This is a genomic window from Collinsella sp. LCP21S3_A3, from assembly GCF_052118905.1.
Lineage (GTDB): Bacteria > Actinomycetota > Coriobacteriia > Coriobacteriales > Coriobacteriaceae > Collinsella.
In genome coordinates, this window is sequence record NZ_JBQKGH010000019.1 from 1 (window position 1) to 23,359 (window position 23,359).

The 23,359-nt window shown below is 61.8% G+C and carries 18 protein-coding genes; 7 read left to right on the top strand and 11 right to left on the bottom strand.

The annotated features are described in order from the left end of the window. On the top strand, positions 1-896 hold an 896-nt coding region (locus tag ACTQ0H_RS08050), incomplete at its 5' end, for an IS30 family transposase (RefSeq protein ID WP_441548037.1). Positions 897-1,127: 231 nt separating this feature from the next. On the opposite strand, the gene ACTQ0H_RS08055 is transcribed toward ACTQ0H_RS08050, so the two are convergent. The 5 genes from ACTQ0H_RS08055 to ACTQ0H_RS08075 form a co-directional block, all read right to left on the bottom strand. Beyond that, complete coding sequence (locus tag ACTQ0H_RS08055; protein WP_154517132.1) at positions 1,128-1,844, bottom strand: DUF554 domain-containing protein; 717 nt, start codon at positions 1,842-1,844, stop codon at positions 1,128-1,130. Positions 1,845-1,932: 88 nt separating this feature from the next. Then, positions 1,933-3,324: a hypothetical protein gene (locus ACTQ0H_RS08060; protein WP_441042126.1), complete on the bottom strand. Its 1,392-nt coding sequence runs from the start codon at positions 3,322-3,324 to the stop codon at positions 1,933-1,935. Between the two features lie 280 nt (positions 3,325-3,604). Continuing rightward, complete coding sequence (locus tag ACTQ0H_RS08065; protein ID WP_441538299.1) at positions 3,605-4,207, bottom strand: hypothetical protein; 603 nt, start codon at positions 4,205-4,207, stop codon at positions 3,605-3,607. Positions 4,208-4,294: 87 nt separating this feature from the next. After that, positions 4,295-4,804: a hypothetical protein gene (locus ACTQ0H_RS08070; RefSeq protein WP_427719604.1), complete on the bottom strand. Its 510-nt coding sequence runs from the start codon at positions 4,802-4,804 to the stop codon at positions 4,295-4,297. Further along, complete coding sequence (locus ACTQ0H_RS08075) at positions 4,801-5,097, bottom strand: hypothetical protein (protein WP_441538300.1); 297 nt, start codon at positions 5,095-5,097, stop codon at positions 4,801-4,803. Before ACTQ0H_RS08075 ends, ACTQ0H_RS08070 begins: the two co-directional genes overlap by 4 nt. A 344-nt stretch (positions 5,098-5,441) precedes the next feature. Here ACTQ0H_RS08075 and ACTQ0H_RS08080 point away from each other — a divergent pair, with 344 nt between their 5' ends. The 3 genes from ACTQ0H_RS08080 to ACTQ0H_RS08090 are packed head-to-tail and all read left to right on the top strand — an operon-like array spanning position 5,442 to position 9,067. Beyond that, positions 5,442-7,043, top strand: coding sequence for an FAD-binding oxidoreductase (locus tag ACTQ0H_RS08080; RefSeq protein ID WP_441538302.1), 1,602 nt, complete (start codon positions 5,442-5,444; stop codon positions 7,041-7,043). A gap of 2 nt (positions 7,044-7,045) precedes the next feature. Then, entirely contained in the window at positions 7,046-7,861 is an 816-nt protein-coding gene (locus tag ACTQ0H_RS08085; RefSeq protein ID WP_154517150.1) for an electron transfer flavoprotein subunit beta/FixA family protein, read from the top strand. Next, positions 7,862-9,067 carry an FAD-binding protein gene (locus tag ACTQ0H_RS08090; RefSeq protein WP_441538304.1) on the top strand — a complete coding sequence of 402 codons (1,206 nt, stop codon included), beginning with the start codon at positions 7,862-7,864 and terminating at the stop codon, positions 9,065-9,067. On the opposite strand, the gene ACTQ0H_RS08095 is transcribed toward ACTQ0H_RS08090, so the two are convergent. Next, a complete protein-coding gene (locus ACTQ0H_RS08095) occupies positions 9,064-9,876 on the bottom strand; it encodes an HD domain-containing protein (RefSeq protein ID WP_441538306.1) in 813 nt (270 codons plus the stop codon). The genes ACTQ0H_RS08090 and ACTQ0H_RS08095 overlap by 4 nt on opposite strands. Positions 9,877-10,390: 514 nt before the next feature. On the opposite strand from ACTQ0H_RS08095, the gene ACTQ0H_RS08100 reads away from it, so the two are divergent. Continuing rightward, positions 10,391-11,413 (top strand): 2-keto-3-deoxygluconate permease, encoded by a 1,023-nt coding sequence (locus ACTQ0H_RS08100; RefSeq protein ID WP_441538308.1) that lies wholly within the window; start codon positions 10,391-10,393, stop codon positions 11,411-11,413. A gap of 150 nt (positions 11,414-11,563) precedes the next feature. Next, positions 11,564-12,715, top strand: a complete 1,152-nt coding sequence (locus ACTQ0H_RS08105; protein WP_441538310.1) for a diguanylate cyclase domain-containing protein — start codon at positions 11,564-11,566, stop codon at positions 12,713-12,715. A gap of 56 nt (positions 12,716-12,771) precedes the next feature. Here ACTQ0H_RS08105 and ACTQ0H_RS08110 read toward each other — a convergent pair whose 3' ends face one another. The 5 genes from ACTQ0H_RS08110 to ACTQ0H_RS08130 all read right to left on the bottom strand — a co-directional run bounded on the left by ACTQ0H_RS08110 (position 12,772) and on the right by ACTQ0H_RS08130 (position 21,459). Further along, the gene (locus ACTQ0H_RS08110) at positions 12,772-14,007 is read right to left on the bottom strand and encodes a phenylacetate--CoA ligase family protein (protein ID WP_427719611.1); all 1,236 of its coding nucleotides are present in this window, start codon (positions 14,005-14,007) and stop codon (positions 12,772-12,774) included. Positions 14,008-14,022: 15 nt separating this feature from the next. Further along, on the bottom strand, positions 14,023-14,631 hold the full coding sequence (locus ACTQ0H_RS08115) for a 2-oxoacid:acceptor oxidoreductase family protein (protein WP_441538312.1): 609 nt from the start codon (positions 14,629-14,631) through the stop codon (positions 14,023-14,025). Continuing rightward, a complete protein-coding gene (gene iorA, locus ACTQ0H_RS08120) occupies positions 14,631-16,541 on the bottom strand; it encodes an indolepyruvate ferredoxin oxidoreductase subunit alpha (RefSeq protein WP_441538314.1) in 1,911 nt (636 codons plus the stop codon). Before iorA ends, ACTQ0H_RS08115 begins: the two co-directional genes overlap by 1 nt. Before the next feature lie 135 nt (positions 16,542-16,676). Beyond that, positions 16,677-17,612 carry a DMT family transporter gene (locus tag ACTQ0H_RS08125; RefSeq protein WP_441044860.1) on the bottom strand — a complete coding sequence of 312 codons (936 nt, stop codon included), beginning with the start codon at positions 17,610-17,612 and terminating at the stop codon, positions 16,677-16,679. Between the two features lie 100 nt (positions 17,613-17,712). Further along, complete coding sequence (locus tag ACTQ0H_RS08130; protein WP_441538316.1) at positions 17,713-21,459, bottom strand: phosphoribosylformylglycinamidine synthase; 3,747 nt, start codon at positions 21,457-21,459, stop codon at positions 17,713-17,715. A gap of 184 nt (positions 21,460-21,643) precedes the next feature. Here ACTQ0H_RS08130 and ACTQ0H_RS08135 point away from each other — a divergent pair, with 184 nt between their 5' ends. After that, the gene (locus tag ACTQ0H_RS08135; RefSeq protein WP_441538318.1) at positions 21,644-23,206 is read left to right on the top strand and encodes a cation:proton antiporter domain-containing protein; all 1,563 of its coding nucleotides are present in this window, start codon (positions 21,644-21,646) and stop codon (positions 23,204-23,206) included. Positions 23,207-23,359 lie beyond the last annotated feature (153 nt).

Consider the following 23,359-nt stretch of genomic DNA (forward strand, 5'->3'; position numbering starts at 1 on the left):
ACGCCGACGAGCCCGCCGCGGCGGCCAGGCTGGAGGCGATAAGGGACTGCCTGCGCCGGGGGCTGTCGCCCGAGCAGATGGCGGCGCGCAACGGCGGCCCGGTGGACCTGTCGCCGTCGACCATCTACCGCTGGGTCTCGGCGGGCTACGACGGCATGACCAACATGGAGCTCAGGCGCAAGGTCGGCTACAGGCCGAGGAAGCGCGCCGCGGGCCGGGCGGCGACCCGCCACTCCGCCCGCAGGTCGCATGCCGCGTTCCTCGCCCTCGGGGAGGACGCGTGCGCCGCGGCCTGGGAGATGGACACCGTCGAGGGGGCCCGGGAGGACTCCGCCTGCCTGCTCACGCTGCTGCACCGCCCCAGCAGGCTCCAGCTCGCGCTGCCGCTGGAGGAGAAGACCGCCGGGTGCGTCGCGGACGCCCTGGAGGGCGTCCGGGCCATCCTCGGCGCCGACGGGACGCGCCGCGTGTTCCGCGCCGTCCTCACCGACAACGGCGCCGAGTTCTCCGACGAGGCGGCGATCGCGGCGCTGCTCGGCGAGGGGCCGGGCGAGACGAGGCTGTTCTACTGCGACCCCAGGCGCAGCGACCAGAAGGGCGCCTGCGAGCGCAACCACGTCGAGATCAGGAAGCTGCTGCCCAAGGGCGCCGGAATCAGGTTCGACCGGCTCGCCCCGGCCGACCTGGCGCTGGCCATGTCGCACGTGAACTCCGAGCCCCGCGGCGCGCTCGGCTTCGCGACGCCCGCGCGCGCCTTCAGGGCGATGCTCGGGGAGGACGCGGCGGCGCTGCTGGACGCCTACGGCGTGGAGGACGTGCCGCTCGGCGATCTCGACCTGACGCCGGGGCTCATCGAGAGGGCGCGCGCAGAGAGGGGCGATGCCCCGCTGGCCTAGCCTAGAAGAAAAAACGGAATAGACGGACCGACCGTCCGGCTGAGTCTGGGAAGAGGTGCCGGGCGGCGGGCGGAGCATGGCCACCGGACCCATCGAAACACATCTCCACCATTCCTTCAACTGGGAAAATGCCGCCCCCGGGTCCCGGATAGGACCTCGGGGGCGTTCGGTTAACTGCGGGAGCGAGCCATCAGCTCAATGTGTTCGGTTGAGATCGGAAATCAACCAGATTTAGAACAAGAGGGCGTAGATGACCGCCACGACGACGGAGGGGAGCATGTTGGCCGTGCGGAAGGTCTGAGGTCGAATAAGGTTAACCCCAACACAGAAGATGAGCATAGAGCCCACAAGCGAAAGGCTGTCGAGGGCTGCGGTGGTCATGATGGGGGAGAGTGCGCCGGCAAAAAGCGTGATCGTGCCCTGGAATACGGCAACGGGCAGGGCCGAGAAGATGCAGCCGCGGCCAAGCGAGGCCGTCATGGTGCAGACGATGATGCAGTCCAGCGCGCCCTTCAGGGCAAGCGTGGACCAGTCGCCGAGCAGACCGTCCTGAATCGATCCTACGATGGCCATGGCACCGATACACACGGTGAGCGATGCCGAGACAAAGGCGTTGGTGAACTCGTTGTCGCCTTCGCTGCCGGTTTTGCGCTTGAGCCATTCGCCGAGGTTCTCGATGGCGGCCTCCAGGTTGATGGCCTCGCCGATGAGCGAACCGAGGGCAAATGAGACGATAAGCATGGTGGTGCCGGTGGTCGCCAACGCCTCTCCATCGATAACGAGCATCTTTTGCATGGTGCCGCCCAGGCCGATAAACAGAACACACAACCCCGACGCCTTCATGAGCGTGTCTTGGATGCGAGGCGTAATGAAGCGCCCACCCATAAGGCCAAGCAGACCGCCCGCGATCAAAAGCGCGACGTTGATGATCGTTCCTAAACCCGGCATGAACCCTCCTGTAATTGATGCCAACGCGGCAATCGTAGCAGAACGGGGAGGGGGCGCTCAGTATCCGAGCCAAGCGGCGGTTAGCGGTCTAGGACAGGATGGGGCTAAAGTCGAAGCGCAGCGTCATGAGGTGCTGTGGGGATTCGATGGCTGCGGCAATGATGTCGGCATCTCGTGCGCGATCGAACCCTTCAAGTTCCATTTGATAGGGGACGTCTTCTTGGATACCGATGCGACGAGGAACCAAAAGCTTGGTTCCGTCGAATTCTTCGGTTCGCGTTCCGTCTGCTGCAACGGAATAAAGGTGTAACTTGGCGGTCGTTGTGGCATCAAGTGCCGAGATGGCTTGGATATCGTTCGATGCGCTCTTAGCTCCCACTGCTGTAAGTGCCGTAGGCGCGACGACTTCTCCCGAAGGCAAAAAGACGAGCTCGACGGTGTTGGGGAATGCGATGAGGATATTTTTGCGGCGGGGCGCATTGGCAGCGACTGGCTCAATGCTTGCAGCATCGACGGTTTCCGTGTGGTCGAGCGCGACCATCATGCAACAGTTGCCTTCGTCGACACCTGGGGGAGCGGCAAAGTCCAGGCCGTCTTTCGGTTGGGAATCGCCTAGTTCGGTGGCGCTGCCGCTTGGCTTCTCGAGAGGAACCGCAGCGTTGTCTTCTGATGATGCATCGTCAACATGTGCCGGTGCGTCTGCGACCTCGTCTTTGGGGGATTTGTCATTATCGCTCGATATAGGAGCGGCAATCTCGACGGACCCCACTCCGTGCCATGTCATTTGGAGCAGCGCCGGATCGGCGAGAATGCGCTGCACGCCCGGCTCCTGGGCATCGATATTGATGGGGGCGGGTTCTGATCCGCGCGTGAGGTTAAGCGAGCCCTTCTGCCTGGTGCTTTGAGCCTTTTGGTCGTCCGCGTCGCCAGCGTAGAACAGCAAAGGCGCATCTCCCGTTGCGATGGCTTCGGTGTCCGCCTTGGTCAGCCGCAGCGACGCCGTAAAGGAGATGATGGGCTGCGCGCCATCGACATTCGAGGGAACGCAGCCCAGGCATACACCCCCTTCTTCTTCATGGGCCGCGCTGTCGAAGACGACCTTTGCCCCGTTCGCCGAGTCATCGACCGAGGCAATATCGATGCGCAGCTCTAAGTCGCATGGATCGCCATCGGCGTCGACTGCAGCCGATTTCCATGTGCAGATGGCGCAACCTGTCTGGGGGCCGTTCTCCTTGTCCGGTCGCTTGATATCCACGACTATCGAGTCGACCGCATTGCGGTGAAGGCATCCCGAGGTTCGGACCGTGGCATGTGCGAGCGAAAAACGTTGGCAGGCGACGATACCCGACGAATTCGCCGCGGGGTTCAGAGCTTGCGGTAAGGAGCTTGCCGTGGCGGGCGTCGCCCAAGCGGCGAGAGGCGTACCGCTCGCCAGTGCGCTGCAGAGTGCGGCAACGGGCAAAAGGTTTTTGGGTGCCATGGTTCTCCTATCTATTCCGCGTACTCCGGTCGTGCTTGGCTATTGGTTGCGTTTGATGTGCAGGCCAAGGCACGTCAGTCCTGCTCCCACCGTGGCGACGCCTACCGCAATGAGTTGCCGGGTGTCGCTCGTCTGGACGAGCGGCTCGTGACGGCTGCCGCGATTAAGGCCCGAAAGATCGACGGTCACTTCTGTGGCCGCTTGCGCTTGCTCTTGTTGAGCAAAGGCCATTGCGGGTGCGGACGCTAAGATGCTGACGATGGCGGCCAGTGCAATCGCCTTAGGACGTGGCGTGCGCACCGGGCTCGACCGTCCAGGTGATGCTTGCCACTTGATCTCCCGTACCGGTGGCGTGGTAGATGTCACGCGTGACGCGGGCGACGTGGCCACTCACATTGAGCCTAATTTTGTCCGTTCCGTCGCCAATGTCCTTGTACTTCATGTCGAAGCTTGCGTCTTTGGAAAGATCGAGGCCCGTAGTCTGAGTCGCCGAGCTGGCATCCTTTTCTGCCGTATCGGGGCCAACCTTAAAATCGATGGAGTTCTGGGCCGAGCCCGTCTTTGCGTCTGCAACGATTGTCCAGTCGTTCTGGGCCGTGACCTTCATGTTGGTGACGTGGATGCCATATGCCGAGAGGTTGTCGATGGTAATCGTCTCGTCGGAGGGTCCTACAAGCGTTCCGTCGGCTTTGGCGGCAAAGGGGATGACCGTTGGCGCCTTAAACGAAACATTGCTAATATCGGCCTTCACCGTCACATCGGTGGTTCCAACGCGCACCTCTGCCATGGCCGCCGTTGGCGCGGCGCCCATCGCAAGTGCGAGCGTAAGCCCTGCGCCCACGGCGAGTGCCCTGGCTCCGCTCAGGTTCATGGGTGTGTTCATAATCGATCCTTTCTGCTCGTCACGGACTGTTTCCGTGATGGTTGGACGAATGGGGACAGGGTGCTGCCCCTGCGAGCGCGTCGGCCACTAGCCTTCTGCCTGTGCCACCCGCACTTTGACGCGCGTCGGATTGCCGTGGGTGTCGTAGGTCTTGGCATCGAGTGCCTGAATCTCGATATATGCCTCGCCTTCTTGGATATCGCCGGCGGGGCAGGTCTCAACCGTCTTGCCGGCTTCGACCACACCGGACTCATAGATGGTCTCGTCGTTTTGAATCACGCGGAAGCGCTGGGGAAACTTGTTGTCTTGGACGTTTTGCACGTTGACGCGCAACTTGCCGCCTTCCTGCAACTGTGCGACCGGCGCGACCGAGATCGTCATCATGTTGTCGCGGACGATGGCGTCGAGCTCATCCTGGATTTCTTGGCGCGATTTACCTTCTGCCGTCGTGACTGAGGCGCCCGCTTCGGGCACGGGCTGCGACTGCCAGGCGTATAGCCCTACGGCGATGAGGGCGCAGACGACAGCCAGGCAGACAACGACGAGTTTCTTGCGACGCCCCAGTCCTGCAAGGCGGGGCGGCTTCTTCGCACTCATGCGGCGTCCTTGGTGGAGTAGACACGTGCGAACGTGGACGGGTCCGCTCCAAAGAGCATGTGAAGCATCAGGCGGCGCGAGTAGATGAGCTCGTCGAAGTCGTGAGGGAGCTCGATGTTGTGGATACGCGCGATGTGGTGGGCGAGCGCCGAGAACGACTCGGGGTCGCAGATCACATCGGTGGTGACGTGGTAGACCTCCGTACCTGGAAATGCATCTTCGTCGAAAGGCAAGAGATAGGGGTCGTCATCGACTTCGATGGCGAAACCGTATTGGGGCCAGTAATATGCCATGGAAACCTCCCTGCTCTGGGGCCAAAACTACTATTGGTTTGGCTGTCGATGCCGACCGTATCAGCCGCAACTTGCCCAATAACTAACCAATTGCTTGACGAGCCGATATCTCCGCAGGTAAAAGCATGTGAAAAAAATCTCAACTATTTTTGACTGATAAATGCACATGTTGTGGCTGCGCGGCAACGTGTGGCAAAAGTGTCGCTTGTCTCGAAAATCCCACCGTTCGCCGAATTGCGCGAACGTTAAAAACGTCAATTATGGAGACGGTCTCGAACATGTCGGTGAAACGATGCGGTAACATTTCCCTGCAAACACTGTAGTTAGCTAAAGGGGGAGTTCGCGTGTCTGCAACCATCAAACCCTTCACCGACGAGTTCGAAGAGTATGGTCGCGATGAGTCTCGCACATCGGGCGAGGCCTCGAGCATCTCGTTTCCGACAACGGAGGACGAGGTCCGCGCCATTATGGAAAAGCTCCATGCCGAGCGTGTCCCGGTGACGGTTCAGGGCGCCCGGACCGGTCTTGCCGCCGGCGCCGTGCCTCATGGCGGTCACATTCTCAATACTTCCCGCATGAATCGCTACCTAGGCATTCGCCGCGATGAGCAGGGCCGCTTTCTTTTGCGCGTGGCGCCCGGCGTCGTGCTGTCTGAGCTGCGCAAGCAACTGGGCAAGAAAGTGCTGCCGACTGCCGGCTGGGACCAGGCATCGCTTGAGGCCTACGAGGAGTTCCAGGAAGCTCCCGAGCAATTCTTTCCTACCGATCCCACCGAGGCATCTGCCTGCCTGGGCGGTATGGCGGCATGCAACGCTTCCGGCGCCCGTAGCTACGCTTACGGCCCCATGCGCCCTCACGTCACGGGCCTTCATGTCGTGCTGACCGATGGCGACCTGCTCGAGCTTCACCGTGGCGAGGTTTTTGCACAGGGTCGTCGCCTTTCGCTCGTCACGGTGCAGGGCCGCACGCTCGAGCTCGACCTTCCCGACTACACCATGCCCAAGACCAAAAATGCTTCGGGCTATTTCGTTGCTGACGATATGGATGCCATCGATCTGTTTATCGGTGCGTGTGGCACACTCGGCGTCATCACCGAGCTCGAGATTGCCCTGCAGGCGGCGCCTGCGGTCGTTTGGGGCGTGAGCTGCTTCTTTGACAGCGAAGACAAGGCCGTGTCCTTCACCGATTCTGTACGTCCCGTCCTGTCCCACGCGGCTGCCATCGAATATTTCGATGCGGGTGCCCTGGATATCCTGCGTCGTCAGCGCGAGCAGTCGACCGCGTTCGCCTCGCTGCCGGCGCTCGACAAAGACGCCAAGGTCTGTGTCTACGTGGAGCTCGACTGCGACGACGAAGCCCAGGCGACTGAGGAGCTGTATCACTTGGGGTGGGTACTGGAGCTTGCGGGCGGCAGCGACGATGCGACATGGGTCGCGCGCACCGAGGTCGATCGCGAGTGTCAGCGATTCTTCCGCCATGCGGTGCCCGAGAGCGTCAACATGCTCATCGACGAGCGTCGCCGCACGGACCCCACCATTACCAAGCTGGGGTCGGATATGTCGGTGCCCAACGCACACTTGGCCGATGTCATCGCCCTTTATCGCCGCACGTTGGCCGAAAGTGGGCTTGAATCTGCCGCCTGGGGGCACATCGGTAACAACCATCTGCATGTGAACATTCTGCCGCGCGATGCGCAGGATTACCGCCGCGGCGGAGAGCTCTTTGCCCAGTGGGCTTCCGAGGTCACGGCCATGGGCGGCGCCGTCTCCGCCGAACACGGCGTCGGCAAGATCAAGGCGGGCTTCTTGGAGACGATGTACGGTCACGAGGCCATGGTCGAGTCGGCGCGGCTCAAGCTCCAGCTCGATCCTGCCGGGCAGTTGGGCCGCGGTAACCTGTTTTCGGAGAAGCTCTTGGATGAGCTCGTCCAGAAAGGGGGCGCGTGAAGATGAGCGATTTCCATATGGTGGTGTGCGTCAAGGCGGTGCCGGGCAGCACCGAGGTCAAGATGGACCCCAAGACCAATACCATCGTGCGCGATGGCAAGCAGGCGGTCATTAATCCCTTTGACGCGAGCGCTTTGGAATGCGCGCTGGCGCTGAAGGACGACTTTATCGGCTTTGGCATGGACGTGCGCGTAACGGTGGTGTCGATGGGCATCCCCGCGACTGAATCGCTATTGCGCGACTGTATCGCCCGAGGCGCCGATGACGCACTGCTGCTAACCGATCGCGCCTTTGCAGGTGCCGATACCCTGGCAACCACCTATGCCCTCAAGTGTGGCATCGAGGCGCTCGACGAGGACTTCGACCTGCTCATCTGCGGCAAGATGGCGGTGGACGGCGATACGGCCCAGATTGGTCCCGAGCTTGCCGGTGCCTTCGAGATTCCCTGCGTGACCGACGTGAGCTGCGTGCAGAGTGCGGGCTTTACGACCTGTGGTTCACTGGCGCTTGTTCACGGCTGCGATGCCGGCGAGGAGACGGTCTATCTTGAGATGCCGTGCGCGATGACGACTGCCAAGGAGATTGGCCAACTGCGTATGCCGAGCATCGCCGGTATTCGTGCGGCCGAGGAGGCGGACGTGCGCGTGGTCAACGCTGCCGACGTGAACGCCGACCCCGCGCGCTGCGGTCTTGCCGGCTCGCCGACACAGGTCGTGCGATCGTTTGTGCCCGACCGCGACCAAACGTGCGAGGCCGTTGACGGAACGGCGTCCGAGCAGGCGGCGAAACTTGCCAAGATTATCGAGGGGATGGCATAGATGAGCGGACTGATTATCGATAGCGAAGCCTGTATCGGCTGTGGTCGCTGCGTTCGCGCCTGTGCCTCGGGCGGCATCGTAGTGGAAGGAGAGCGGCCCAACCGTTGCGCCCGCGTAACCGACGGCTGCATCCTATGCGGCGGGTGCGTCGACGCTTGCCCCGTCAATGCCATTTCGATCGAGCGCGACGAGGCCGCCGGCGCGGTTGACCTCGATGCATATCGAGACATTTGGGTATTCGCGCAGACCGACGAGCACGATACGGTGGCTCCCGTTGCCTTCGAGCTCATGGGCAAGGGCCGCGAGCTTGCGGATACACGCGGCTGTCGCCTGGTGGCGCTGGTCGGCATGGGCCCCGAGGGTTCTCTCGGTGACCTGGGGCATCTGGTTTGTGCCGGTGCAGACGAGGTCCTGATCTGTCGCGACGAGCGTCTGCGCCAGAACGATGCGGAGGTCTACGCTCGCCTCATCTGCGATTTGGTGGCAGAGCGCAAGCCCGAGGCCATTCTGTACGGAGCGACCGCCTTTGGCCGCGAACTGGCACCCGGCGTTGCCGTGCGTTTGCAGACGGGCCTTACGGCTGACTGCACCGTGCTTTCGATGGATACGGAGACGGGGCTGCTGCAACAGACGCGTCCGGCGTTTGGCGGCAACCTGATGGCCACCATCGTCTGCCCCAATCATCGTCCCCAGATGGCAACGGTGCGCCCCGGCATCTTTAAGGCGCCCGACTTTGACTACGGCCGCTCCGGCACGATCACCCAGATAGCACTTGCGGATGATGCTAAGGCTCGTGTCGAGATCTCGATTCCCGCCGAGGAGTGGGGACAGCAGGCTTCAATCGCCGATGCCGAGCGCCTGGTCGTGGTGGGTCGCGGCATTGGTTCCAAGAAAAACCTGCCGCTGATGCGAAGGCTCGCCGAGACTCTGGGAGCCGAGCTTGGCTGCACGCGACCCGTCGTGGAGGCCGGCTGGTTGGAGTATCGCCATCAGATTGGCCAGACGGGCATATCGGTTTCGCCCAAGATGCTTGTGAGTATCGGTGTTTCGGGCGCCATCCAGCATCTTGCCGGCATCGGTGGGGCGGAATGCATTATCGCCATCAACGAGGACCCGGATGCCCCCATCTTTGGTGCTGCCCAGTACAAGGTTGTCGGTGATGCCGTCGAGGTCGTCGAGGAGCTGCTAGCCCAGCTTGAGCGCTAGGCGCTCGCCAGCCAGTCGCGCATCTCTTCCCTAAGACGGCTCCAGGTTGCCTGTGTGGCGGGGTCGGTAAAGGGCTGGGTAATACCAAAGGGCGCGTCGAGCAGGCGGTAGATATCGCCCTGCTCGCGCGTCAGCGCTCGGCTCGCCGGATAGACGAGCTCAAACATAAAGCAGATGAGTCCTACTAGGTAGTCCGCGGGCTCGTCGCGTTCATCTCGTGCGACGCAGCGGTGCTCGTCAAAGGCGGCCAACGTCGGCGCCGAGAAGTGGCTGGCGAGAAATGCGTCCTCATCCACCTTGAGGATGGTGTCGACGGTGCTGTCGGCGATGGTGCGCATAATGTCGATTTTGTCGCCATCGCGCACGATATCGCAGAAGCACCGTGTACGCTCGTCGAGTTGTGCCGGCAGGCGAAAGTCACTGTGATAGGCGATGCTCGCGCGGATGAGCTCGTCTTCTGCCGGGCTGTCGATAAAGTCGCGGATACTTGTTGCCGCGGGCGCGTCTGCAGGGTTTTTGCCAAAGAGGACCTCGAAGCCCAACTTCGCATGGCTCATGCTCTCGGCATCCTTAAACGTGTCCCAGCGTCGCAGCTGCTCAAAGCGGCCCATATCGTGCAACAGCCCACAAAGCCACGCCAGGTCAATGTCCTGCGGTGACCAGTCCTGCTTGCGTGCCACGGCATCGCATGCCTCGGCAACGTGGTACGTATGCTCGATTTTGAGCGCGATACGCGGATTGGCGGCATCGTAGGCATCGGTGTAGGTCCTGAAGGCCGCGATTGCCCCCGTTCGATCGATAGCTGTCATAATGACTTCCTAAAAAGCTGTGTCTTTCTGTGTCTTTCGATCCGGTGGCAATTGTAGGTGAACTCGGTTGCCGCCGGGCGATGATTCTGCCATGTCGTCGAATGCGGCTCGAAAAGCTTGTCGGGACGAGGAACGCCATGGTGCTCAAAATCGTTAAAACCGTCTGGCCGGTGATGCTTACCAATGTTGCGATAGGTGCGCCGTTGTCGATGTTCCCACCGCTATTGCGGGTTTTGTCTGCACATCGCTCTTTATTTGCCTGCTCTTTTCGCAGCGGCTGTCGGCGTCGTTGCGGTGGCAATCAAGACAAAGTCGATGTTGTGGTGCTGCGTCTCGGGTATCGGGCTCTATATCGTTTTGAGCCTCGTATAGGAGTGGGGTGCTTTTACCGTCCGGACCCCACGAATCGAATATCTCACCGAGCCGATCTGCTTCTTCTGGTACCATGGTCAAACTTTACTGTAGCAAAGCATGACGTGGGCTTTTGTTCTGCGTCGGCGGAAATGGGGGTTTCATGGCACAGGAAGCGATCGCCAACGAGCAAAAGAAATTCAAAGTACCGCGCATTCCGGGTGACATCATGATCTACCCGATGATCGTCGGCCTTTTGCTCAATACCTTCTGCCCGCAGGTCTTCGAGATCGGCGGCTTCTTTACCGCCGCCTGCCGCGGCGGTTCCAATACCATCGTCGCTGCGATCCTGTTGTTTGTGGGCGCCGGCATCAGCTTTAAGTCCACGCCGGGTGCCATCAAGACCGGCATCGTCGTACTGATTCCTAAGCTTGTGGTGGCAGCCGTGCTGGGCTTGAGCGTTGCGTATTTCTTTAATGACAACTTTTTGGGCCTGAGCTCGGTTTCCATCATCGGCGGCATTACGTTTTGCAACATGGCGCTCTACACGGGCATCATGGGCGAGTTTGGCGACGAGTCCGAGCAGGGCGCCGTGGGCATCCTGTTCTTCACGGCGGGCCCTGCGGTTACCATGATCATTCTTGGTGTCTCTGGTCTTGCCAACATTCCCGTTGGCACCATCATCGGTTCCATCCTGCCGCTCGTGATTGGCATGGTTTTGGGCAACCTCTTCCCGTTCATCAAGAACCTGCTGGTTCCCGGCACCAATCCTGCGATCGCCGTCATCGGATTTCAGCTCGGTGCGTCTATGAGCCTGTCGAGCTTTATCACCGGCGGCATTTCCGGCATCTTGCTGGGCCTTGTCACGTTGTTTGTCGTCGGTCCCATCACCTTTGCGTTCGAGCGCCTGTGCGGCGGTAACGGCAAAGCCGCCGTGGCTTGTTCCACCATCGCCGGCACGGCTATGACCACGCCGGTTGCTCTTGCCGAGGCCGCGCCGCGCTATGCCGATCTTGCGCCCACCGCATACGCTCAGATCGCCACCGCCGTCATCATCACGGCAATCATGGCTCCGATTCTGACCGGTTGGGTCGATAAGAAGTTCTGCCAGGGCAAGGAAGACCTGTCGCCCGCCGGTGTCGAGGCCATCGAGGAAGCCGTCGCGGCCGACATCGATGGCGAGTAGCCATCGGCGCCCATCAATGATGCTGGCGTGCAACTCGCGCCGTGAGAGCGCCCGGGCGCTCTGGTATTATTCCCTCATTCCCCTCTGTATTGGGGGAGTTATGGTGATGCGTGCGGCTCGGAGAAGCGCTGTCGGTTTGATGATGGGGAGATGGGCCTGGTGGTTAAGGCGCTCAAGATTGAGATATTCCTGCTAAGCATGATTGTTCTTATCGGGCTTGCCGTGCGGAGTCGTCGCTCCTTGTTCTCGAGCACCCAGCAGCTATTGTTTAGCATGCTTGGCTACACCTCTGCCGCGTACATATTATTCGATATGATCTGGGTGCTATTGGATGGTGTGGACGGCACGTTGGGCATTGCTGTCAACTGGATTTCCAACGCGGTTTCGTTTTCGCTCTTTGCCATCGTGTGTCTCATTTGGTTTATCTATTCCGAGACGGTGCAGGGTTCTCGCCTTTTGGCCTCGCGCTATAGGGTGGTGCTTGTAGCGTCGCCTACGGTTCTGGTGGTCGTGCTGGCGTTTACCAGTTACTGGACGCACGCCCTGTTCTATATCGATTCGCAGGGCGTGTATAGTCGCGGCTCTGCTTATATGATCCAGCCCATTGTCAGCTACTGCTACGTTCTACATACGTCCCTACATGCGTTTGTGCAATCTCGCAGGGTCGAGAGCCTGCAGACGAAGACCATCTATCGAACCTTGGCATTTTTCGCCATTCCGGCCCTGGTGGGCGGTACCTTTCAGGTCGTATACTCGGTGCCCGGCCTTTGTGTCGGCATAATGATTAGCATATTGCTGCTCTACATTGTCTTCCAGGAGCAGCTCATCTCGACCGACCCGTTGACTGGCCTCAACAATCGCAACCGTTTTGAGACCTATATACTGTCGCTCTTCTCAAATGTGGATCAGGCCGAAGACGTGTATCTGCTTATGATGGATGCCGACGGCTTTAAGCAGATTAACGATCGCTATGGACATGTGGAGGGCGACCATGCTCTTCAGGTCATATCCGCTGCGCTCAAAGAAGTCTGCTCGGCGTCTGGTAGCTTTATCGCGCGTTATGGCGGCGATGAGTTCGTGGTGCTTCAAAAGGCGATGGCGGAGCAGGATATCTTGCATCTGTGTGCGGCAATCAACGACGAGCTCGCGCGCGCCGAGGTTCCGTATCTGTTGCGGATGTCCATCGGCTACGCACGGGTTGGTGATGGCGTCGATACCTGGCAAGACTTGCTCCGTGCTGCCGACGCGGAGCTCTACCGCGTAAAGCGCGAGAAGAAGAAAGTCGGCGTCCAGATACGCTAAAAAAGGGGGCGCACGACCGTTGCGATGATCGTGCGCCCCTTCTGCGCTTTCGGGGACTAGTATCGGCTGTCGAAGATGCGCCTCGTCTTTTTCTCGGAGCGCGGCAGCTCACCGAGCGGTACGGCGGTCGCCTTGGGCGTGCAGCCGATCTTGGCCTTAAAGACGGCAGCCACTTCGCGCTCGCATGCATCGCGCTCGGCGCCCGTCAGCTCGCTTTCGAACAGTAGCTCGAGTACATCGCGACCGTTGACGGCCTCGATCATTACCTGGTACTCCGAGCTCGCTCCGTCGACGAACTTAAGAACTTCCTCGATCTGCGCGGGGAACATATTGCAACCCTTGACCTTGATCATATCGTCGGTGCGCCCGACCAGGGTGTCGATGCGCGGGTGGTCAAGGCCACAGGCGCATGTGCCGGGGATGATGCGTGTCAGGTCGTGCGTGCGGTAGCGGATAAGCGGTGCGCCTTGCTTGCGCAGGGTTGTAAGAACCAGCTCGCCCACTTCGCCGTCAGGAAGGACCTTGCCGGTCTTGGCGTCGACGATCTCGCAGTACACGTAATCGGACCAGATATGCATGCCGTCGTGCTCGCGGCACGAGATACCGATGCCCGGACCGTAAATCTCGGTGAGACCGTAGATGTCAAAGATCTCGATGCCCAGCTCGTTTTGGATGCGCTTGCGCATCTTTTCGCCCCAACGCTCCGAGCCGATGACGCCGCGGGTTAGGTGGAGCTTGTCGCGCAGACCGCGTTTGGTGATTTCCTCGGCCAGCAACAGGGCATAGCTCGAGGTTGCCGTGATGACGGTCGATCCTAGGTCCTGCATCATCTTGAGCTGCTTTTCGGTGTTGCCGGGACCCATGGGAATGGCCATGGCGCCTAGGCGTTCGCATCCCAGCTGAAAGCCGATACCCGCCGTCCACAGTCCGTAGCCCGGGGTAATCTGGATGCGGTCCTGCGCGGTGATGCCGGCCGTGCGATAGCAGCGGGCGAACATATCGGCCCAGTCGTCCACGTCCTGTTTGGTGTAGGGGATGATCACGGGCGTGCCGGTGGTTCCGGATGAGCTGTGGATGCGAACGACTTCTTCGTCTGGTACGGCCTGGATGCCAAGCGGGTACGCCTCGCGAAGGTCCGCCTTCTCGGAAAAGGGCAGCTGCTCAAATTCTTCTTGTGTGGAAATGTTTGCGATGTCAATGCCATCGAACTTTTTGGCATAAAACGGCGAGCGGTCTTTAAGGGTCTGGAACTGCTTGGTAATAAGCTCAAGCTGCGCGGGCTGCATCTTCATGGTTTTGTCCTTGCGTTAACGGGAGGCGAATGCGGAGATGGCGGCAACGGCCACATCAATGGCGCGGTCATTGAGTGCGACAAATTGGGACCGCACGCTGGCGTGCATGGCTGCGCGAAGTTCCTCGACGGTGAGCCCCAGGTCGCTTATGGCGACGGCGCTTGCCAGCAGCGCGACGTTGAGCGCTTTGGGCGAGCCGATCTGCTTAATGAGTGCGGTGTCGTCGACCAGCAGGCAATTGGGGACAGTCTGCCGCAGGTACTCTAGAAAGGGCTTGGAGCTATAGGCGTCACGCGAGAGCGCCGCCGTTACGGGTTGCACGCTACTCGTAGCACTTACCAAGGCGCCGCCGGGACGTAGATAGCCCAGGCAGCGCACGGCCTCGGCGGGCTCAAATGCAATGATGAGGTCGGTCTCGCCGTGGGCGATAAGCGGCGCGTCGATGCGGGGCTCGTCCTGATTTGCCAGTCGGACATGCGATACGACGGAGCCGCCGCGCTGGGCCATGCCAATGGTCTCGGCGGTGCGCACCCGCCAATTTCGGGTTTCGGCTGCCTGCGCGAGCAACTTGGCGGCAAGGACGGTGCCCTGGCCGCCCACACCGGTAATCATGATGTTGAGCATTAGGCCTCGCCTCCCTTCGCGGCCTCTGCGTTTGGACCGATGGCTCCAAACTTGCAGACCTGCGTGCACAGGCCGCAGCCGTTGCAAAGGGTCGGGTTAACGCGTGCACGTCGTTGCTCGGCGTCCCAAGAGATAGCGGGGCAGCCGATCTGCGTGATGCAGCGTTTGCAGCCCGTACAGCGGCTCTCGTCGACGCAAAGCGCGGGTTTGGGCTTGCTCAGCGTAATGCAGAGGCCCTCACAGATGAGCGCCGAGGGGCCTTCGTGCGTAATGGCGCGTCGGGCGGCTTCGGTTGTCTGGGCTAGGTCAAACGGGTTGGCATGTTCGATGCAGGTGACGCCCAAGGCGTGCAGCACGGCCTCGATTTTGATGGGCTGGGACTTGGTACCATCCAAACGCAGGCCGGTGCCTGGATGAGGCTGGCCGCCCGTCATGGCGGTGGTGGCGTTATCCAGCACTATGACAGTGATGTCGTGGCCGTTGTAGACAGCGTTGGCGATGCCGGTCATGGCACTGGCAAAGAACGTGGAGTCGCCCACAAAAGCGATTTGCTTTCGCGCGGGTTCGGCAATACCTAGGCCCTGGGCCATAGTGATGCCGGCCCCCATGCACAGGCAGGTGTCGACGGCATCGAGCGGGGCGGCGTTGCCCAACGTGTAACAGCCGATATCGCCCGAAAGGACGGCGTCGGTAGCGCCTATCGCTTTGAGTGCCTGCTTGACGGCGTAAAAGCTGCCACGGTGCGGGCATCCGGGACAAAGTACCGGTGGGCGCACGGGGAGCGCGGGCGGCTTGGGAAGCGAAGCGTCGGCGCGTGGGGTAACAGCCTGGGCGGGGATGCCAAGGAACGCCGCCAGGCGCTCAACCAGATCGTCGACAGTGTTCTCGCCGCGACCGGGCATGGTGCCGTCGAGCTTGCCGTGCACGGTATATGCCGCGTGCGTACGGCCCGCTAGACGCAGCATCTCGTCCTCAAGGACAAAGTCGAGCTCTTCGACGACGAGAATTTGACCCAACCCTTCGGCAAAGCGCTCGGCAGCTGCAGTGGGGAAGGGATAGGGAAGGCCGACCTGCATCAAGCGATAGGGCGGCACGGCGATGTCTGCCGCGGCGGCGCGACGCTCGATAATCGCCAGCGCCTCGCACGTGTATGCATACGAGACGCCACCGGCCATAATACCCAGGCGCGGCGTGGCATCGCCATGGTTTTCGATGGGGTTAAACGCGTCTGCGGCCTTGCCGCTGGAGTAGGCGTCTGCAATCTGCGGCAGGCGCTCGTTAACCTCGCCATGGGCGGCAAACGAACGGCGCGGGAAGATAACCCATTTGGGATCCTTCTCAAAGGTGCCAGCGGGATGTGCGACGGTATGCTCGGGTACCTCCAAATAGGTTGAGGCGTGACATACGCGGGTGGTGGGGCGCACGATAACGGGCGTATGGTAGCGCTCCGAGATTTCAAATGCCTCTTGCATCATCGCGTAACCCTGCTCCAGATTTTGCGGATCGAGCACGGGGATCTTCGCAAATGCGGCAAAGCGGCGCGTATCCTGCTCGGTTTGAGAGGAGATGGGGCCGGGATCATCGGCAACAAACAGCACCAGACCGCCCTTGATGCCCACGTAGTTGAGGCTCATGAGCGGGTCGGAGGCAACGTTTAGTCCAACTTGTTTGCAGGTAAAAAGGCAGCGCGCTCCTGCATACGATGCGCCTGCCAGCACCTCGAGCGCGGCTTTTTCGTTGGTCGACCACTCGACGTGGACACCCTCGGCACTACCTTGAGCCTTGAGTTTGGCAACTGTCTCGACAAGTTCCGTCGACGGCGTGCCCGGGTAACCGGCGACCACGCGAACGCCCGCCGCAAGCGCGGCATACGCAAAGGCCTGGTTTCCCATAACCAGTTTCTTATGCATCTGTATCCCCTCGATGTCGCCGGCGCGTTACGGCAAGACGGCGTCTGTCGCCGCGACTCGGTACGAAATCAACGAGATACAGTGTACTCCATTAAGCTAAAGCGAGAGCTGCCCTTTTCCAAACGGGGTGGTTTGTTAGGCCTTTTTAGGTTTGTTGACAATGATGATGCCACTGCAGACCAAGAGCAGGGCCACAATTACGGTAACGGGGCTCGTGCCAGCGCCCTCTCCGAGCAACAACGCGCTCAACAGCACGCCAAAGACCGGGTTCATAAAGCCAAAGACCGAAACGCGGCTAACGGGGTTGACGGCGAGTAGGCGGGACCACAGCGAGTACGCGACGGCGGAAATGAGCGCCATATAAATGATGAGCGCGATGGCGGGGGCGATTTCGGTGGGGAATAGCGCGCCGCCCATCAAAAACCCGATGGCGGTGAGGACCAAACCGCCGACCAAAAACTGCCAGCCGGCGAGCAAGACGCCGTCATGCTCGCGCGAGAAGATGCCAATGAGGCAGGTCGACAGGGCGCCCGCAATAGTGGAAGCCAAGATAAATCCCTCGCCGTCGAGTGTAAAGCCAAAGGTGCCGTCCGCACCCGAAAGGTTGACGAATGCGACGCCGGCAAAGCCCAGTACGCAGCCGAGCACCTTGGTCGCATCGAGCTTTTCGGTGCGAAACGCCAGAGCGGCAAAGAGGATGGCGAGGAAGTTGGCGCTGGCCTCGATGATGGAACTCGACATGGCGCTGGCGCGCGAGAGTCCCAGGTAGAAAAAGAAGTACTGCCCGATAGTCTGGAAGAGCGACAGGATGCAGATGGGCTTAATGTCGCGAGCCTGTGGAACGAGTGGGCAGCGCTGGGCCGTGCTCATCCCAACGATAACCAGGGCGCCGGCAAGCGTGAAGCGCAAGCCCGCAAAGAGCAGCTGCGAGGCGCTATCGTGCGCGGGGATGCCAAAGAGCTCATAGCCGATCTTGATGCAGGGGAAAGCCGACCCCCAGAGTGCGCAGCAGACGAGGCAGCCCAGGATGAGTCCGGGCAGGGTGGCGAGATACGGCTTGCGGCTTTCCATGATGTCCTTCCTGTATGCGCGAAGTAAAAAAGAACCCGCCACCGGGTGTGCCGGTGGCGGGTGTTGTTACCCGAGGGGATTGTACCCGATGGGAACGTATTTAAGCGAAGTAGGCTACGCCGCTCTCAAAGATCGGCATGAACTTATCGCCGGGGACATGCTCGGGCACGTTGCGGTACAGGTTGTCGCCGCGACGCTCGGCATGGCCCATCTTGCCCAGGACGCGGCCGTCGGGGCTCGTGATGCCCTCGATGGCGAGCGCGGAGCCGTTGGGGTTGACGGAGAGATCCATGCTGGGCTTGCCATCCTCGCCCACGTACTGCGTGGCGACCTGGCCGTTGGCGATCAGCTGGGCGAGCACTTCATCGTTGGCGACAAAGCGGCCCTCGCCGTGGCTGATGGCGACGGTGTAGGGGTCGTCCAGACTGCACTGCGACAGCCACGGGGACAGGTTGGACGAGATGCGGGTGCGCACCAGACGGCTCTGATGGCGACCGATGGTGTTGAACGTCAGCGTGGGCGCATCGGGCGTGGCGTCGACGATGTCGCCGTAGGGCACCAGGCCGAGCTTGATCAGGGCCTGGAAGCCGTTGCAGATGCCCAGCATCAGGCCGTCGCGGGCCTTGAGCAGGTCGCGGACTGCCTCGGTGACCTCGGGAGCGCGGAAGAACGCCGTGATGAACTTGGCGGAGCCGTCGGGCTCGTCGCCGCCCGAGAAGCCGCCGGGAATCATGACGATCTGGCTTGCACGGATGCGGCGGGCGAGCTCGTGGGTGCTCTCGGCGACGGCCCCGGGCGTGAGGTTGTTGATCACGAAGGTGTCGGCCTCGGCGCCGGCGGCGCGGAAGGCGCGGGCGCTATCGTACTCGCAGTTGTTGCCGGGGAACACAGGGATGATCACGCGCGGGCGGGCGATCTTGGCGCCGCCGTACACGTGGATATCCTTGGCGCGGAAGTCGATGGCCTCGACCTCGGGGGTCTCGCCGGCGCTGCGGTAGGCGAAGACGCCTTCGATACCGCTCTCCCAGGCCTCCTGGAGCTCGGCGAGCTCGATGACTTCGGAGCCGGTGTCGATGACATAGCCCTCGACGGTGGTACCCAGGGGCTCGACGACAACGCCGTCGGCGACCTCGGGCAGCTCGGCGTCCTCGGCGAGCTCGACGATAAAGCTGCCGTAGAGCGGGGTGAAGAGGCTCTCCACGTCCACATCTTCGGCAAGCTCGATACCGATCTGGTTGCCGACGCACATCTTAAAGAGGCTCTCGGCGCCGCAGCCGTAGCCGGGCGTGGAGACGGCCAGGGCGTCGCCGGTAGCGGTGAGCGCCTCGACGGCGTCAAACGCGGCGAGCAGCTGCTGGGCATCGGGGCGGTAGTCCTCGCCATAGGTGGCGGGGGCGATGCGAACGACGCGGTGCGTGAGGCCCTTAAACTCGGGGGAGACGGCGCGGGCGGCACGGCCCACGGCGACAGCGAAGCTGATCAGGGTCGGCGGAACGTTGAGCTCGCCGGCCTCGTCCTCAAACGAGCCGCTCATGGAATCCTTGCCGCCGATGGCGCCGGCACCCAGGTCGACCTGGGCCATAAGGGCGCCCAGGACGGCTGCCATGGGCTTGCCCCAACGTTCGGGCTCGGTGCGCAGGCGCTCAAAGTACTCCTGGAAGGAGAGGTAGGCGCGCTTGTGCTCAAAGCCGGCGGCAACGAGCTTGGCGATGGACTCGACCACGGACAGGTAGGCGCCTGCAAACTGGTCGGCCTCCATCAGGTAGGGGTTGAAGCCCCATGCCATAGCGCTCGCCGTGGTGGTCTCGCCGTCCACGGGGAACTTGGCGACCATGGCAGAGCTCGGGGTGAGCTGCGTCTTGCCGCCAAAGGGCATGAGCACGGTAGCGGCACCGATGGTGGAGTCGAAGCGCTCGGAAAGGCCCTTGTTGGAGGCGACGTTGAGATCGGTGACAAGCGAGGTCATGCGCTCGGCAAGCGTGGTGCCGGCCCAGCTGGGTTGCCACACGCTACGGGCACACACGTGGGCGACCTGGTGCTTGGGTGCGCCGTTGGAGTTGAGGAACTCGCGGGACAGATCGACGATGGCGACGCCGTTCCAGGCCATACGCATGCGCGGCTCGGCGGTAACCTCGGCGATGACGGTCGCCTCCAGGTTCTCCTCGGCAGCATAACCCATGAACTCCTCGACGTCACCGTCGGCGACGGCGCAGGCCATGCGCTCCTGGGACTCGGAGATAGCGAGCTCGGTTCCGTCCAGGCCGTCGTACTTCTTGGTCACGGTGTCCAGGTCGACATACAGGCCGTCGGCAAGCTCGCCCACGGCGACCGAGACGCCGCCGGCGCCAAAGTCGTTGCAGCGCTTGATCAGGCGGCAGGCGTCGCCGCGGCGGAACAGACGCTGCAGCTTGCGCTCGACCGGGGCGTTGCCCTTCTGGACCTCGGCACCCGAGGTTTCGATGGAATCGGTGTTCTGGGTCTTGGAGGAGCCGGTGGCGCCGCCGATGCCGTCACGGCCGGTGCGGCCGCCCAGCAGGATGATCTTGTCGGTGGGGGCGGGGCACTCGCGACGCACGTGGTTTGCCGGGGTGGCGCCCACGACGGCGCCGACCTCCATGCGCTTGGCCACGTAGCCGGGGTGATAGAGTTCGCTGACCTGACCGGTGGCAAGGCCGATCTGGTTGCCGTAGCTGGAGTAGCCGGCGGCAGCGGTGGTCACGAGCTTGCGCTGCGGCAGCTTACCCTCGAGCGTCTCGGAGACCGGGACGGTGGGGTCGCCGGCGCCGGTGACGCGCATGGCCTGGTACACATAGCTGCGGCCAGAGAGCGGGTCGCGGATGGCGCCGCCCACGCAGGTGGCGGCACCGCCGAAGGGCTCGATCTCGGTCGGGTGGTTGTGGGTCTCGTTCTTAAACAGGAACAGCCAGTCCTGGTCCTCGCCGTCGACATCGACCTTCACCTTGACGGTGCAGGCGTTGATCTCCTCGGACTCGTCGACATCGGTCATGACGCCGGTCTTCTTAAGGTACTTGGCACCGATGGTGCCCATGTCCATGAGGCAGACGGGCTTGGCGTCGCGACCGAGCTCGTGGCGCATCTCCATATAGCGGTCGAAGGCCTGCTGTACCACGGCGTCATCGATTGTCACGTCGTCCAGGACGGTACCGAAGGTGGTGTGGCGGCAGTGGTCGGACCAATAGGTGTCGATCACGCGGATCTCGGTGATGGTGGGGTCGCGGTCCTCATCGCGGAAGTACTGCTGGCAGAAGGCGATGTCCGCCTCGTCCATGGCAAGGCCGCGCTCGGAGATAAAGGCGGCAAGGCCGGCCTCGTCGAGTTCGCGGAAGCCGTCGAGCACCTCGACGGGCTGGGGCTCGGGGGTCTCCATGTACAGCGTCTCGGGTAGGCCGAGCGAGGCGATGCGGGCCTCGACGGGATTCACCACGTAGTGCTTGATGGCCTCGATGGCGGCTTCGTCCAGAGCGCCCGAGATCATATAGACCTTGGCGGAGCGCACGGCGGGGCGCTCGCCCTGGCTGATGAGCTGCACGCACTCGCTGGCGGAGTCGGCGCGCTGGTCAAACTGGCCAGGCAGGAATTCGACAGCAAAGACGGCGCCATCGCTTGCGGGGAGTTCGTCGTAGGTCACATCGACCTGGGGCTCGCTAAAGACGGTCGGCACGCAGGAGCGGAAAAGCTCCTCGTCGATGCCCTCGACGTCGTAGCGGTTGATGATCCTCAGGGCCTCGATGCCCTTGATGCCGAGAATTTCGGTCAGCTCGCCCTTGAGCTGCTGAGCCTCGACGTCGAACCCGGGTTTCTTCTCCACGTAAATACGAGAGACCATTGGTTCCTGCCTTCCTGATCGGTTGGGCGTACGGTGCGGTATGCGGCAGCGGTCGGTTTGCGGGACAAGCCTCGCGGTCGCCTTGAGCCACATGTTTGTAAACGTCACTATGATACGACAGCTCATGGCGTATTGAGGACGGCGAGGGTGCTACAGTGAAGCGCAAACAAGAGAAAGGCATCACATGGCATTCGTTTCGCTCGCTATCATCGCGCTTGTGGCTTTCGCAAGCCCCTTTATCGCATCGGCGATTCCCGGAAAGCCCGTTCCCGAGACGGTCTTTTTGCTCGTGTTCGGCGCGGTGCTGGGACCTCATATGCTCGGCGTCATCCATGTAGATGCCGAGGTCTCGCTTGTGTCCGAGCTCGGTCTGGCCTTTTTGTTCCTGCTTGCCGGCTTTGAGATCGACCCCAAGAACATCACGGGCGTCGAGGGACGCTACGGTATGGCGACGTGGGTCGTCACGTTTGGCATCGCCTGGCTTGCCGTGCGCTTTACCCCGTGGTTCTCGGTCAGCCATTTCGACGGTATCGCCGTGACGCTGGCGCTCACTTCGACGGCGCTCGGCACGCTCGTGCCCATCATGCGTGAGCGTTCGCTGACCGGCACGCGTGTGGGTGACTCCATCCTTGCCTATGGCACGTGGGGAGAGCTCGGTCCCGTGCTTGCCATGTCGGTGCTGCTCTCCGCTCGTACTGGTATCCAGACGCTCGTGATCCTTGGCTTGTTTGCACTGGTCTGTGTGCTGTTGGCCGTGGTTCCGAGCCGCTCCAAGCGCGTCGGCAGCCGCTTCTTTGCGTTTGTCGAGGAACGGGCCGACACGACGTCGCAGACGTTCGTGCGCCTGACGGTGCTCATCCTGGTCACACTCGTGGCATTTTCCGCCATCTTTGACCTCGACATCGTGTTGGGCTCTTTTGCCGCTGGCTTTGTCCTGCGCTATATCATCCCCGAGGGCAACCATACGCTCGAGACCAAGCTCGATGGCCTGGCCTATGGCTTTTTGATTCCGGTGTTCTTTACCGTGTCAGGCGCAAAGATTGACCTGACGGCCGTGGCGTCGCGCCCGGGTCTGCTCGTGGGCTTTATCGCGGCGTTGCTGATCATTCGCGCCGTGCCGATCCTTGTCTCTATGAGCATTTGTCCCGCGACACGTGACGTTTCGGCGTATGGCCGCATTACCGTGGCCCTGTACTGCACTACGGCCCTGCCGATCATCGTTGCCGTGACGAGTGTGGCCGTCAACGCAGGCGCGCTGTCGCAAGACGTCACCTCGGTTATGGTAGCCGCCGGTGCCATCACGGTGTTCTTGATGCCGCTGCTCGCGCAGCTCTTCTATCGCGTGGTCGATGCCGCGCCGGCCACTGCCGTGGCAGAGGTCGCCGAGCACCCTGCCGACGCACTCGATATCCTGCGCGCTCACCACGACCTAGCGAGCCTGCTCGCGCGCGAGCATGAGCTTTTGACCTCGCATGGCCATGGGCGTTCGCTCGACGGCATACCTACCCTTGATTCCATTGCTGACCGCCTCTCGACCGAGGCGGCAAGCGGCCACATCGATGCCCGTATCGTGGACGCCGCTCATTTGCTGGCTGAGAAGACCTATGGCGACGAGATCGACCCGTCCAAGCTGACTCCGCGTGAGCGCCGCCGCCTGGAGCGCGCCAAGCTCGCCGTGCGCGAATACCGCCGCCGCATGCTGGAGCTCTACGCGCGCGATGAAGCCCAGGACGACGACGGCAAATAACGAGATGCTTCCCCTAGGGGAAGCCGCGTCCCGCTTTAAAGACGGGACTGCGGACAAAAAGTTGGACCGTTGAGGTCCGGAACGGAGTCCGCATGGCATACAGTAGGAGAATGGTGGAGAGGGCCAGGGCGCTTCGCGGCGCCGGGCTCACCG

Coding starts and splice junctions, on each gene's coding strand:
- ACTQ0H_RS08055 (WP_154517132.1), bottom strand. CDS start 1,844: ATGCCGGGTTTAGGAACGATCATCAACGTCGCGCTTTTGATCGCGGGC.
- ACTQ0H_RS08090 (WP_441538304.1), top strand. CDS start 7,862: ATGAGCGGACTGATTATCGATAGCGAAGCCTGTATCGGCTGTGGTCGC.
- ACTQ0H_RS08085 (WP_154517150.1), top strand. CDS start 7,046: ATGAGCGATTTCCATATGGTGGTGTGCGTCAAGGCGGTGCCGGGCAGC.
- ACTQ0H_RS08065 (WP_441538299.1), bottom strand. CDS start 4,207: ATGAACACACCCATGAACCTGAGCGGAGCCAGGGCACTCGCCGTGGGC.
- ACTQ0H_RS08095 (WP_441538306.1), bottom strand. CDS start 9,876: ATGACAGCTATCGATCGAACGGGGGCAATCGCGGCCTTCAGGACCTAC.
- ACTQ0H_RS08100 (WP_441538308.1), top strand. CDS start 10,391: ATGGCACAGGAAGCGATCGCCAACGAGCAAAAGAAATTCAAAGTACCG.
- ACTQ0H_RS08060 (WP_441042126.1), bottom strand. CDS start 3,324: ATGGCACCCAAAAACCTTTTGCCCGTTGCCGCACTCTGCAGCGCACTG.
- ACTQ0H_RS08130 (WP_441538316.1), bottom strand. CDS start 21,459: ATGGTCTCTCGTATTTACGTGGAGAAGAAACCCGGGTTCGACGTCGAG.
- ACTQ0H_RS08070 (WP_427719604.1), bottom strand. CDS start 4,804: ATGAGTGCGAAGAAGCCGCCCCGCCTTGCAGGACTGGGGCGTCGCAAG.
- ACTQ0H_RS08105 (WP_441538310.1), top strand. CDS start 11,564: ATGGGCCTGGTGGTTAAGGCGCTCAAGATTGAGATATTCCTGCTAAGC.
- ACTQ0H_RS08125 (WP_441044860.1), bottom strand. CDS start 17,612: ATGGAAAGCCGCAAGCCGTATCTCGCCACCCTGCCCGGACTCATCCTG.
- iorA (WP_441538314.1), bottom strand. CDS start 16,541: ATGCATAAGAAACTGGTTATGGGAAACCAGGCCTTTGCGTATGCCGCG.
- ACTQ0H_RS08075 (WP_441538300.1), bottom strand. CDS start 5,097: ATGGCATATTACTGGCCCCAATACGGTTTCGCCATCGAAGTCGATGAC.
- ACTQ0H_RS08110 (WP_427719611.1), bottom strand. CDS start 14,007: ATGAAGATGCAGCCCGCGCAGCTTGAGCTTATTACCAAGCAGTTCCAG.
- ACTQ0H_RS08115 (WP_441538312.1), bottom strand. CDS start 14,631: ATGCTCAACATCATGATTACCGGTGTGGGCGGCCAGGGCACCGTCCTT.
- ACTQ0H_RS08135 (WP_441538318.1), top strand. CDS start 21,644: ATGGCATTCGTTTCGCTCGCTATCATCGCGCTTGTGGCTTTCGCAAGC.